This window comes from Pseudomonas sp. 5P_5.1_Bac1 (genome assembly GCF_025466015.1).
GTDB lineage: Bacteria > Pseudomonadota > Gammaproteobacteria > Pseudomonadales > Pseudomonadaceae > Aquipseudomonas.
Genome location: NZ_JANLNX010000065.1, coordinates 1 through 13,116, shown reverse-complemented (window position 1 = coordinate 13,116; position 13,116 = coordinate 1). Strand labels below are relative to the sequence as shown.

General features: G+C 64.2%; 10 protein-coding genes. 8 read left to right on the top strand and 2 right to left on the bottom strand.

What is annotated here, in order from left to right; all coding sequences use genetic code 11:
• Positions 1-188 precede the first annotated feature (188 nt).
• Positions 189-1,163, top strand: a complete 975-nt coding sequence (locus NTD82_RS15095) for a serine/threonine protein kinase (protein WP_095156195.1) — start codon at positions 189-191, stop codon at positions 1,161-1,163.
• Between the two features lie 60 nt (positions 1,164-1,223).
• Positions 1,224-2,111 (top strand): EamA family transporter RarD, encoded by an 888-nt coding sequence (gene rarD, locus NTD82_RS15090; RefSeq protein ID WP_262129282.1) that lies wholly within the window; start codon positions 1,224-1,226, stop codon positions 2,109-2,111.
• A 237-nt stretch (positions 2,112-2,348) separates the two neighbouring features.
• Here the strand turns inward: rarD and NTD82_RS15085 are convergent, their stop codons facing one another.
• On the bottom strand, positions 2,349-2,867 hold the full coding sequence (locus NTD82_RS15085) for a glycine cleavage system protein R (protein WP_262129281.1): 519 nt from the start codon (positions 2,865-2,867) through the stop codon (positions 2,349-2,351).
• A 440-nt stretch (positions 2,868-3,307) separates the two neighbouring features.
• Between NTD82_RS15085 and NTD82_RS15080 the strand changes: the two genes are divergently transcribed.
• Positions 3,308-5,485, top strand: coding sequence for a malate synthase G (locus NTD82_RS15080; protein ID WP_262129280.1), 2,178 nt, complete (start codon positions 3,308-3,310; stop codon positions 5,483-5,485).
• 132 nt (positions 5,486-5,617) lie between these two features.
• Here the strand turns inward: NTD82_RS15080 and NTD82_RS15075 are convergent, their stop codons facing one another.
• Positions 5,618-6,064, bottom strand: coding sequence for a response regulator (locus NTD82_RS15075; RefSeq protein WP_095156199.1), 447 nt, complete (start codon positions 6,062-6,064; stop codon positions 5,618-5,620).
• Between the two features lie 199 nt (positions 6,065-6,263).
• On the opposite strand from NTD82_RS15075, the gene NTD82_RS15070 reads away from it, so the two are divergent.
• The 5 genes from NTD82_RS15070 (at position 6,264) to NTD82_RS15050 (ending at position 13,105) form a co-directional block, all read left to right on the top strand.
• Positions 6,264-8,201 (top strand): DUF294 nucleotidyltransferase-like domain-containing protein, encoded by a 1,938-nt coding sequence (locus NTD82_RS15070; protein ID WP_262129279.1) that lies wholly within the window; start codon positions 6,264-6,266, stop codon positions 8,199-8,201.
• A gap of 10 nt (positions 8,202-8,211) precedes the next feature.
• Entirely contained in the window at positions 8,212-8,922 is a 711-nt protein-coding gene (locus NTD82_RS15065; RefSeq protein ID WP_262129278.1) for a PolC-type DNA polymerase III, read from the top strand.
• A gap of 116 nt (positions 8,923-9,038) precedes the next feature.
• Entirely contained in the window at positions 9,039-9,557 is a 519-nt protein-coding gene (locus NTD82_RS15060; protein WP_262129277.1) for an RNA polymerase sigma factor, read from the top strand.
• The gene (locus NTD82_RS15055; RefSeq protein WP_262129276.1) at positions 9,554-10,531 is read left to right on the top strand and encodes a FecR domain-containing protein; all 978 of its coding nucleotides are present in this window, start codon (positions 9,554-9,556) and stop codon (positions 10,529-10,531) included. Before NTD82_RS15060 ends, NTD82_RS15055 begins: the two co-directional genes overlap by 4 nt.
• Before the next feature lie 147 nt (positions 10,532-10,678).
• Positions 10,679-13,105 carry a TonB-dependent receptor gene (locus NTD82_RS15050; RefSeq protein ID WP_262129275.1) on the top strand — a complete coding sequence of 809 codons (2,427 nt, stop codon included), beginning with the start codon at positions 10,679-10,681 and terminating at the stop codon, positions 13,103-13,105.
• Positions 13,106-13,116: the final 11 nt, after the last annotated feature.

Genomic DNA, 13,116 nt, shown 5'->3' with positions numbered 1-13,116 from the left:
CCCCCCGCCCACCCCCCCCCCCCCCCCCCCCCCCCCCCCCCGCCCCCCCCCACCCCCCCCCCCCCCCCCCCCCCCCCCCCCCCCCCCCCCCCCCCCCCCCCACCACCCCCGCTCCTACAAGGTTTGCGCCCTGAGTTACCATGCCGAATCGATGCGGCCGCTCACCTGCCGCACAGCCGGAGTCGCGCATGTCTCATCCCTTCAATACCCTCACTCCCGATCTGGTCCTGGATGCCATTGAAAGCCAGGACCTGCTCAGCGACGCGCGGGTGCTGGCCCTGAACAGCTATGAGAACCGCGTCTATCAGGTCGGCATCGAAGACGCCGAGCCGGTGATCGCCAAGTTCTACCGGCCTGACCGCTGGACCGACGCCGCGATTCTTGAAGAACATGCCTTCACCGCCGAACTGGCCGATTGCGAAGTGCCGGTCGTCGCGCCGCTGGCGCACAACGGCAAGACCCTGTTCGAGCACGCCGGTTTCCGCTTCGCGCTGTTCCCGCGCCGCGGTGGCCGCGCGCCGGAGCCGGGCAACCTGGATCAGCTCTACCGCCTTGGCCAATTGCTTGGCCGCCTGCACGCGGTGGGCGCCACCCGTCCATTCGCCCACCGGGAGCACCTTGCGGTGGATAACTTCGGCCACGCCTCGCTGGCCACCCTGCTCGACGGCGGGTTCGTGCCGAAGAGCCTGCTGCCGGCCTTCGAATCCGTGGCGCGCGACCTGCTCAAGCGCATCGAGGCCATCTACGCCCGCACTCCGCACAAGCTCACTCGCCTGCACGGCGACTGCCACCCCGGCAACATGATGTGCCGCGACGACGTATTCCATATCGTCGACCTCGATGACTGCCGCATGGGCCCTGCCGTGCAGGACCTGTGGATGATGCTGGCCGGCAACCGCGAAGAACGCCTGGGCCAGTTGGCCGAGCTGATGGACGGCTACAACGAATTCCACGACTTCGACCCGCGTGAGCTGGCCCTGATCGAACCCCTGCGCGGCCTGCGCCTGTTGCACTACAGCGCCTGGCTGGCACGGCGCTGGGACGACCCGGCGTTCCCGCGCAGCTTCCCCTGGTTCGGCCAGGAGCGTTACTGGGGCGACCAGATTCTCGCCCTGCGCGAACAGTGCGCGGCGCTGGACGAAGCGCCGCTGAAATTGTTCTAAATGTGTCTGGCGCTCTGTCTACAATGGCGGCGTATTTAGCTAGCTAAGCAAGGAACCTGCATGACTGCCGCAAACCCGCGCCGCGGGTACATCCTGGGCCTTACCGCCTACATCATCTGGGGCCTGTTCCCGCTCTACTTCAAGGCGCTGCAAAGCGTTCCTTCACTGGAAATCATCGTCCACCGGGCGCTCTGGTCGGCGCTGTTCGGCTCCTTGCTGCTGTTGGTCTGGAAGCATCCTGGCTGGTGGCGCGAGCTGCGCGAGAATCCGCGTCGCCTGGCGGTGCTGGCGGTCAGCGGCGTGCTGATCGCGGCCAACTGGCTGACCTACGTCTGGTCGGTGAACAACGGGCGCATGCTCGAAGCCAGCCTCGGCTACTACATCAACCCGCTGGTAAACGTGCTGTTGGGGATGCTGTTGCTCGGCGAGCGACTGCGGCGCTTGCAATGGGTCGCGGTGGGCCTGGCGGCGCTGGGCGTGGCGCAGCAGGTCTGGCAGGTGGGCAGCTTGCCCTGGGTGTCGCTGGTGCTGGCGCTGACCTTCGGCTTCTACGGGCTGATCCGCAAACAGGCGCCGGTCGCCGCCCTGCCCGGCCTGGTCGTGGAAACCTGGATGCTGGTGCCGCTGGCGCTCGGCTGGCTGCTGCTGCACCCGGACGCACACAGCGCCCAACCGGCGTTCTATATGAGCAGCGAAGCGCTGTGGCTGATGGCGGCCGGCCCGGTGACGCTGGTCCCGCTGGTGTGCTTCAACGCCGCCGCGCGGCACCTGCCGTACACCACGCTGGGCTTCCTGCAATACCTCGCGCCAACCCTGGTGTTGCTGCAGGCCGTGCTGTTGTTCGATGAACATTTGTCCAGCAGCACGCTGGTGGCGTTCATGTTTATCTGGGCCGGTCTGGCGCTCTACAGCGTCGATGCCTGGATGAGTTTGCGTCGCCGCGCCTGATCAAAAAACGTACAAACCTGCGGAGGCCACGCCGTTCGTGGCCTCCAGCAACCTCTCCCAAGGTTATCCACACCCTCATCCCCGTGCTTTGTGCACAAGCCCCTGAATTCTGGTGATTTTTTGCTCAAACGCCGGAAAGCCACGGCCCGTATGGCCTGGCGCCGTGACTCCCCAGCTTATCCACAGGCGGGTCCCCGATAAAACGGGATAAGTGAAACAGCAGGGAATTGGGGATAACTACTCTTCCGGGCGCAGTTCCAGGTCCACCATCAGGTCGTCGGCCAGCGCTTCGAGGCGCGACTGCAAGTCATCCAGCGACAGGGTCAGCGGCACGGCAAGCAGTGCATCGGCGTGGAACAGGGGTTCACTGCTCATCGGCGCCGGACGCACATCGGTGTTCAGGCGTTCCACATTGACGCCCTGCTCGGCCAGCAGACGAGTGATGTCGCGGACAATACCGGGACGGTCATTGCCCACCAGGCTCATGGCAATGGGTTTCCAGGTGCAGGACGGTTCGATACCGCTTTCGGCGATCAGCACGCGAATGCCGCGCTCACCCAACGCCTGCAAGGCGTCCACCAGTTCTTCGTGGGATTCGGCCGGCACCGCCACCCGCAGGATCCCGGCGAACTGCCCGGCCATCCGTGACATGCGGCTTTCCAGCCAATTGCCATTATGCTCGGCGATGCATTGAGCGATACGCTCTACCTGGCCGGCCTTGTCGGCGGCGATGACAGTGAGTACAAGATGATTCACGCGGACGACCTCTGCTGGAAAACCCGTGGAAACGCCCATGGCAACGGCGCGCCGGGAAAGTATAGGCAAGGCGCGGCAACCTGCCGCAGGCCTTTCGAAAATCAAATCGTGTACTGTTTTAAGATTTATCTGGAACAATCCACACAAATTTTGCGAACATACGCCTTCCCAGCGTGACCCCATGCGACCAAACGGTCGCAGAACGACGTATTTAGTCTAATTTTCACAAGCGCAGCGCATCATGTAGTATGCCGCGGCGCGGACTACAAAACGTTCCGATCCGATGTCTGCCAAGCGCCTGTGAAAATGCGCAACCGCCCGCCAGCCCGTCTGGAAGGCCGCACCCAGTCGCCCGCAAGGGCATGCCCTGGTGCCGTGTTTAGAGAAGCGCGTAAGGCATAAATAGAAAAGCGTAATAGCTGAGCAGAGTGAGGCAAGCAATGACTGAACACGTTCAAGTCGGTGGCCTTCAGGTCGCCAAAGTCCTGTTCGACTTCGTGAACAACGAAGCCATTCCCGGAACCGGCGTCAGCGCCGAGAAGTTCTGGGCAGGTGCGGAAAAGATCATCCACGACCTCGCTCCAAAGAACAAAGCCCTGCTGAGCAAACGCGACACCCTGCAAGCGCAGATCGATGCCTGGCACCAGGCGCGCAAAGGCCAGGCCCACGACGCCGTGGCTTACAAAGCATTCCTTCAGGAAATTGGTTATCTGCTGCCAGAAGCATCGGATTTCCAGCTCTCCACCCAGAACGTGGACGACGAAATCGCCCGCATGGCCGGCCCGCAACTGGTCGTCCCGGTGATGAACGCCCGCTTCGCCCTGAACGCCTCCAACGCTCGCTGGGGCTCGCTGTATGACGCGCTCTACGGCACCGACGTGATCAGCGAAGCCGATGGCGCGGAAAAAGGCAAAGGCTACAACAAGGTTCGCGGCGACAAGGTCATCGCCTTCGCCCGCGCCTTCCTCGACGAGTCCGCGCCACTGGCTGCCGGCTCCCATGTCGACGCCACCCGCTACAGCATCGACGGCGGCAAGCTGATCGTCGCCCTCAAAGGCGGCAGCAACAGCGGCCTGCGTGACGACGCGCAACTGATCGGCTTCCAGGGCCAGGCTTCCGAGCCAACCGGCATCCTGCTCAAGCACAACGGCCTGCACTTCGAGATCCAGATCGATCCGACCACCCCGGTCGGCCAGACCGACGCCGCCGGCGTGAAAGACATCCTGGTCGAAGCCGCACTGACCACCATCATGGACTGCGAAGACTCCGTGGCCGCCGTCGATGCCGACGACAAGGTCGTGGTCTACCGCAACTGGCTCGGCCTGATGAAGGGCGACCTGGCGGAAAGCGTGAGCAAGGGCGGCCAGACCTTCACCCGCACCATGAACCCGGACCGCGAATACACCGCGCCCAATGGCGGCACCGTCACCCTGCACGGTCGTTCGCTGCTGTTCGTGCGTAACGTCGGCCACCTGATGACCATCGACGCGATCCTCGACAAGGACGGTAACGAAGTGCCGGAAGGCATCCTCGACGGCCTGGTCACCAACCTCGCGGCGATCCATAACCTCAACGGCAGCGCCACCCGCAAGAACAGCCGTACCGGTTCGGTCTACATCGTCAAACCGAAGATGCACGGCCCGGAAGAAGCGGCGTTCACCAACGAGCTGTTCGGCCGCATCGAAGACATGCTGGGCCTGCCGCACAACACCCTGAAAGTCGGGATCATGGACGAGGAGCGCCGCACCACGGTCAACCTCAAGGCCTGCATCAAGGCTGCCAGCGAGCGCGTGGTGTTCATCAACACCGGCTTCCTCGACCGTACCGGTGACGAAATCCACACTTCGATGGAAGCCGGCGCCATGGTGCGCAAGGGGGCCATGAAGACGCAGAAGTGGATCGGCGCCTACGAAAACTCCAACGTCGACATCGGCCTGGCTGCTGGCCTGCAAGGTCGCGCACAGATCGGTAAAGGCATGTGGGCCATGCCGGACCTGATGGCCGACATGCTCGAGCAGAAGATCGCTCACCCGCTGGCCGGTGCCAACACCGCCTGGGTGCCGTCGCCGACTGCCGCTGCACTGCACGTGCTGCACTACCACAAGGTCGACGTGTTCGCCCGTCAGGCGGAACTGGCCAAGCGCGCACCGGCTTCGGTCGATGACATCCTGACCATCCCGCTGGCGCCGGACACCAACTGGTCCGCCGACGAAATCCGCAACGAGCTGGACAACAACGCCCAGGGCATCCTCGGCTACGTGGTTCGCTGGATCGACCAGGGCGTGGGTTGCTCGAAAGTGCCGGACATCAACGATGTCGGCCTGATGGAAGACCGCGCGACTCTGCGTATCTCCGCGCAGTTGCTGGCCAACTGGCTGCGCCACGGCGTGGTGAGCGAAGAGCAGGTGCTGGAAAGCCTGAAGCGCATGGCGCCGGTGGTGGACAAGCAGAACGCCAACGACCCGCTGTACCGCCCGCTGGCGCCAGACTTCGACAACAACATCGCCTTCCAGGCGGCGGTCGAGCTGGTCGTCGAAGGCACCAAGCAGCCGAACGGCTACACCGAGCCGGTGCTGCATCGTCGTCGTCGTGAGTACAAGGCGCGTAACGGTCTCTGATCGCAGGCGCTGAATGTGGGGCTGCTGTGCAGCCTGATCGCGAGCAAGCTCGCTCCTACAGGTTCGTGTTGATCATGAAACATTGTAGGCGCGGGCCGAACCGTCGCGATTGGGCCGAAAAGCGGCCCCCGTTCATTCCTGAATCCCCAACTCCCGCCGCACCAACTCCATCAGCTTGTCCACATCGATCGGCTTGAGCAGAAAATCCACCACGCTCAAATGCATCGCCGTGATCGCGTCCTGTACGTCGGCATCGCCGGAAATGATGATGATCGGCAGCTGCGCCCACTCCGATTCGCGCACCTTGCGAATCAGCTCCAGGCCATCGAACGGCCCCATCCGCAAATCCGTGATCAACAAGCCAATACGCCGGTCGCTCGCGATGACCAGCAGTGCATCGTCAGCAGCGGTCAACGTTACACACTCGATACCGTGGAACTCGAGGATCTCGGCCAGCAGCGCGCGAGCGTCTTCGTCGTCATCGACGATCAGCACTTTCTGCGGGCTGGCTGGGGGCGCCGTAAGCTCCGCCAGCGCCGCACGTTCGGCGTCGCTCAGTAAATCATCGTGATCGGGCATGGATGTCTCATCGTCGGTGACCTGCAGAATGTCCCGTAAATCAAGTTCAGACCGCATTCGGAGTGCTTGCAACCTGTATTTCGTCCGGCACCCCTCCCTTAGACTTACGTCCAATGGGCACCGGGTAGCCCGCAGCCGACCATGAAGGCAATAACAACAAAACGGTTTCCCTGGACGAAACCCTGGAACGGTCACGCCGATGAGCAAAATGGACGCTTTCACCCAAGCCGGGAAAACTGCAGTGATGCAGAACATCCAGGGCACCATGCAGTTCCTGCAACGCTTCCCGCCGTTCAATCAGATGGAAAACGCCCATCTGGCCTATCTGGTCGAGCAGTGCCAACTGCGGTTCTACGCGGCCGGCGACAGCATCATCAAGCCCGCTGACGGCCCGGTCGAGCACTTTTATATCGTCAAACAGGGCCGCGTGGTCGGCGAACGCACCCATGTGGTCAAGGGCGACACTGAAACCACCTTCGAAATCGCCCGCGGCGAATGCTTCCCGCTGGCCGCCCTGCTGGGCGAGCGCGCCACCCGCACCGAACACGTGGCCGGCGAAGACACGTTTTGCCTGCAACTGAACAAAGCGGCGTTTATCCGCCTGTTCGCCTTGTCCGAAGTGTTCCGCGATTTTGCCCTGCGCGGCGTCAGCAGCCTGCTCGACCAGGTCAACCAGCAGGTCCAGCGCCGCGCGGTGGAAACCCTCGGCAACCAGTATTCGCTGAACACCCGCCTCGGCGAACTGGCCATGCGTCACCCGGTGGCCTGTCCGCCGCAGACCAGCCTGCGCGAAGCGGTACGCCTGATGGATGAAACCCAGGTCGGCAGCATCGTGATCATCGATGACGAACGCTTCCCGGTGGGCATCTTCACCCTGCGCGACCTGCGTCAGGTGGTGGCCCGGGCCGAGACCGACTTCGACTCGGCGGTGTCCGGCCACATGACCGCCTCGCCGTTCTACCTCACGCCCCAGGCCAGCGCCTTCGACGCCGCCATCGCCATGACCGAGCGGCATATCGCCCACGTCTGCCTGGTGGAAGACCGTCGCCTGTGCGGCGTGGTGTCCGAGCGCGATCTGTTTTCCCTGCAACGGGTCGACCTGGTCCATCTGGCTCGCACCATCCGCAGCGCGCCGCGCCTGGAAAGCCTGGTGGCGATGCGCGGCGAAATCGGCCAGCTTGTGGAACGCATGCTGGCCCACGGCGCGTCCTCGACGCAGATCACCCACATCATCACCCTGCTCAACGACCACACCGTGTGCCGGGTGATCGAACTGGCGATCGAGGAAAAGGGCGACCCGGGCGTACCGTTCACCTGGCTCTGCTTCGGCAGCGAGGGCCGCCGCGAACAGACGCTGCACACCGACCAGGACAACGGCATCATCTTCGACGCCCGCGATGCGGCCGAAGCCGCCGAGATTCGCGGGCGCCTGCTGCCGCTGGCGCAACACATCAACCAGGGCCTGGCGCAGTGCGGTTTCAGCCTGTGCAAGGGCAACATCATGGCGGGCAATCCCGAGCTGTGCCTGTCGCGGGCCGAATGGGCGCGGCGCTTCGCCGCCTTTATCCGCGAGGCGACCCCGGAAAACCTGCTGGCTTCGAGCATCTATTTCGACCTGCGGGTGGTCTGGGGCAACGACGACAGTTGCGAACAACTGCGCCAGAGCGTCCTCGACCAGGTCGCCGACAATCGCCTGTTCCAACGCATGATGGCGGACAACGCGCTGCGCCAGAAACCGCCGGTGGGGCGCTTCCGCGAATTCGTCCTGACCCGCAGCGGCAACGACAAGGCCGCCACCCTCGACCTCAAGGTCCAGGGCCTGACGCCGTTCGTCGACGGCGCGCGCCTGCTGGCCCTGGCCAACGGCATCAGCGCCAACAACACCCTTGAGCGGCTGCGCCAACTGGTGGCAAAGGAAGTCATCGACCCGCTGGACGGCGGCGCCTTCGAAGAGGCTTACCACTTCATCCAGCAGACCCGCATGCAGCAGCACCAGTTGCAGACCCGGCAGAACCTGCCGTACTCCAACCGCGTCGACCCGGACAGCCTCAACGATCTGGACCGGCGCATCCTGCGTGAATCGCTGCGTCAGGCCCAACGCCTGCAAAGCAGCCTGGCCCTGCGTTACCAACTGTGAGTTTTCAGCTATGAGCCTGTTTGCCTGGCTGCGCCCCAGCCAACCCACCCTCGACGACGTGCAGCGCCAGCGCCTGGCCGGGCTGGGCACGCCGCCGGTGCTGGGCGAAGCGCCGCTGGGCAAGCAGCGCTGGGTGGTACTGGATCTGGAAACCAGCGGCCTGAACGTCAACCGCGATCAGGTGTTGTCCATCGGTGCCGTGGTGATCGAGGACGGCGCCATCGATTTCAGCCAGCAGTTCGAACGCACCCTGCACCGCCACGACCACAAGCTCGCGCCCAGCGTGCTGATCCACGGCCTGGCGCCCAGCGCCATCGCCGCCGGCTGCGACCCGGTGGAAGCGCTGCTGGACCTAATGGACTTCATCGGCGACAGCCCGCTGCTGGCCTTCCACGCCGGTTTCGACCAGCGCATGCTCAGCCGCGCGCTCAAGGACAGCCTCGGCTACAAGCTCGCGCACCCGTTTATGGACGTGGCGGAACTGGCGCCGCTGCTCAACCCGGATGTGGTGATGCGCGACGCCGGCCTGGACGACTGGGTGGCGCACTTCAAACTGCTGGTCGAGGAACGTCACAACGCCAGCGCCGACGCCCAGGTCACCGCCGAACTGGCGCTGATTCTGTTCAGCCAGGCCCGGCGCCAGCAACTGGACAGCCCGAAGGCTCTGGAGCAACGCCTCCAGGGCTGGCGGCGCAAGCGCCAGCAAAGCCACGGGATGTAATCGCCCTTCCCCGACCGCGCTGAATCCGATGAGCGTTAATTGCACAGTGCCACGGGCTCTGACACAATCGCGAATAATTCTCGTTAGTTAACGCATTCTTTTTCCCGGGGAACGCCTTGTCGTCCGTGCCTAGCCCTCACAACGAGCTGGTCGGTGCGCTGTACCGCGACCACCGCAGCTGGCTGCTCGCCTGGTTGCGCCGCAACCTTGCCAGCGCCGAGCGCGCCGAAGACCTGAGCCAGGACACCTTCGTGCGCCTGCTTGGTCGCGACGAGTTGCCGGCACCGCGCCAGCCGCGGGCGTTCCTCATGGCCGTGGCCAAGGGCCTGCTGTTCGACCATTTCCGCCGCACGGCGCTGGAGCAGGCGTACCTGGAAGAGCTGCTGCTGGTGCCCGAGGCCGAACAACCGTCCCCCGAAGCGCTGCTGCTGATCCTCGAAGACCTCAAGGCCATCGACCGCCTGCTCGGCAAGCTGTCGAGCAAGGCCCGCGCGGCGTTCCTGTACAACCGCCTGGACGGCATGACGCACGCCGAGATCGCCGCCAAACTCGGCGTCTCCGTGCCGCGGGTGCGCCAGTACCTGGCCCAAGGCATGCGCCAGTGCTACATCGCGCTGTACGGCGAGCCGACATGAGCGCGCTGAACGCCCGACCGGTTTCCGCCGGTGTGCTCGATGCCGCCATCGCCTGGCAACTGTGCCTGGATGCCGGCAGCGGCAACGCCCAGGAACGCGCCGACTTCGAGCGCTGGCATGCCGCCAGCGAAGAACACGCCCGCGCCTGGCTGCAACTGGGCATGCTCGACCAGCGTTTCGCCGCCGCCGCGGGCCCGGCGCGCAAAGCCCTGATGCAATCCCGTGTGAGCCTGCGCCAGCGCGTGCGCAAGCTCGGCGGCGGGCTCGCCAGCCTGTTGCTGGTGGGCGGCCTGCTCAGTTGGGTCAATGCTCATCAGACGCTGGGTTACTGGCTCGCCGACCAGCGCACCGCCACCGGCGAGCAGCGCAGCCTGCGCTTGGACGACGGCACGCTGATCAGCCTGAACACCCATTCGGCGGTGGACATCCGCTTCACCGAGAACGAACGCCTGATCGTGCTGCACGACGGCGAGATTTCCATCGAGACCGGGCACAAGGCCAACGACCTCCGTCCGTTCGTCGTCGCCACCGATGATGGTCGCATGCGGGCGTTGGGCACGCGCTTCCTGGTGCGTCTGGAAGGCGATGGCACGCGCCTGAGCGTGTTGCAGTCGGCCGTGGCCGCCAAGCCGCAGGACAGCGGCGACGAGCAGATCGTGCATGAAGGCCAGGAAGTGTTGATGAGCCACGACCAATTAGGTCGCATCAACACCCTCAAGCCCGGCGCCGACGCCTGGACTCGCGGCATGCTGGTGGTGGACAACGTGCGGCTGGGCGACCTGCTGGGCGAACTGGGGCGTTATCGCGCCGGTTACCTGGGCGTTGCGCCCGAAGTCGCCGATTTGCGCATCACCGGCAGCTTCCCGCTGCATGACACCGACCTGGCGCTGAAATCGCTGTTGCCGACCCTGCCGGTGCAGGTGCAGCAGCGGACGCCGTGGTGGGTGACGGTGATGGCGCGCGGCGACAAATAACCACTTCTGAGCTGATCGCTGACGTGTCGGCGATCAGGTCGCTGCCCCACCGAAATCTAAATCGAAAATATTTTCATCCAGCCCTATCACTTTTCAATTCTCGCTCGGCAAGGAGGCTAGTTAGCACATATCCCGTCGAGGACCCGCATGACCCGCTCAATCGAAAGCTTCCTGCGTCCAAGTCTGCTGGCCGTGGCCATTGCCATCGCCGCACCGTTGGCCAGCACCCCGCTGATCGCCGCCGAACAGGCCGGCAACCTGCGCAGCTACAACCTGCCGGCCGCGCCGCTGGCCACCACCCTGAACCAGATCGCCAGCCAGGCCGGCATTGCCCTGACCCTGGACCCGGCGCTGGCCAGCGGGCGCACCTCGGCCCCGGTCAAAGGCCAGTACGACGCCGTCGGCGCCCTGCAACAGGCCCTGCGCGGCAGCGGCCTGCAACTGCAACAGAGCAGTGCCGGGACGTATAGCCTGGTGGCCGTGGAAGAAAACGCCATCGCCCTGCCCAGCACCGATATCAACGCCAAGGTCGCCAGCGCTGACGGCAGCGCCGCCGCCGGCTACCGCGCGGAAACCATCAAGAACGTCGGCGCCCTCGGCGCCATGAAGCTGCAAGACACGCCTTACTCCATGAGCGTGGTGTCCCAGGAATTCCTCAAGAACACCCAGACCACCAGCCTCGACGACGTGTTCAAGCGCAACCCCGCCACCCAGCTCTACGGGCCACGCGCCGCCGGTTATGCCAGCGCCGTCGCGATCCGCGGCTTCAGCGGCTCCGGCAACATGAACATCGCCAACGACGGCCTGCGCTTCAGCAACGGCGCCGATGCCGGCAACTTCATCGAAGACACCGAGCAACTGGAAATCATCACCGGCCTGACCGGCTTCCTGTATGGCCCGGGCACGCCCGGTGGCCTGGTCAACTACGTGCTCAAGCGCCCGACCTACGAGCGCTACAACAGCGTCACCCTCGGCAACGCCGGCGGCGAAAACTACTACATGCATGGCGACTTCGGCGGCAAGATCGACGACGCCGGCGTGTTCGCCTACCGCCTGAACGTGCTGGCGCAGGACGGCGAGACCGCCATCGATCTGCAGAAGCACCGCCGCGAAATGATCAGCGCGGCACTGGACTGGAACGTCAACGACGACCTGCAGATCCAGTTCGACGCCTCCCACCGCCGCAACCAGGTGCATGGGCTGAGCAGCTACTGGTATGTCGCGCCGGGTATCGAACGGCCTGATGCTTCGTCGCTGAAAAACGACAAGCTGTACAGCCAGAAATGGTCGTTCTCCGACAACGAAACCGACAAGGCCGGCGTGCGCGCCAACTGGCGCCTGAACGACACCTTCACCGTGCGTGCGGCCTTCGCGGCCCAGCAGTACACCGATGAGTTCACCTACACCGGTCCGACGCTGACCAGCGCCACCACCTACAGCCAGCCGCTGTACGCGTTCGCGCCGATCGAAACCGAAGAAAAATCCGGCTCGCTGTTCCTCGATGCCGCCTTCGCCACCGGCCCGCTGGACCACAAGCTGACCGTGGGCTACCAGGGCAACACCACCCGGGTTAAACAGTACGAGGACCACATCCCGTCTCTGGATTTGCAGTACCAGTCTCCGGTGGGCACCCTGCCGATCAGCGAGCGGCCGCAAGTGACCAAGCCCGGCTGGTCCATCGGTCATGGCGACCAGCGCCTGGCCAACAGCGCGGAAACCAACAACTTCCTGCTCGGCGACATCATCACCTTCAACGAGCAGTGGTCGACCATCCTTGGCGTGACCCAGACCCAGATCAAGAGCTACACCAACGAGTTCGTCTACGCCAAGGCCTTCGGCACGCCGGAGACCGAAACCAAGTACAACAAGAGCAAGACTTCGCCAAACATCTCGCTTATCTACAAGCCAGTGCCCTGGCTGACCACCTACGCCACCTACATCGAAGGCCTGCAGGCCGGCGGCGTAGCGCCAAGCGATGCGATCAACGCCGGTCAGGCGCTGGCGCCGCAGATCAGCGAACAGTATGAAATCGGCGCGAAGGCGACCGTGGGCGACACCCTGCTCACCCTGGCCTTCTTCAATATCGACAAGCCGAACAACTACAAGAACAGCGCCGGACTCTACACCCAGGACGGCCGCCAGGAAAACAACGGCATGGAGTTCAGCGTGACCGGCAAAGTGCTGCCTGAGCTGACCGTGGTCGGCGGTATCACCCTGCTGGATCCGCAGGTCAAGAAGACCGCCATCACCGCCAACGAAGGCAACGCCCCGACCAACGTCGCCAAGCAACTGGCCAAGGTCTACGCCGAGTACGATCTGGACGCCCTGCCGGGCGTAGTGCTGACCGGTGGTGCCTACTACACCGGCAAGCAATATGCCGATGAAGCCAACCACGTGAGCCTGCCGTCGTTCACCACCTTCGATGCGGGTGCGCGCTACAAAACCCACGTGGCGGACAACGACGTGACCTTCCGGGTCAACGTCGCCAACCTGGCGAACAAGGAATACTGGCTGAACAGCTTCTACCTGGGTGATCCACGGACTGTGCAGTTCTCGGCTCAGTTGGAGTTCTAAGCTCCCATCGC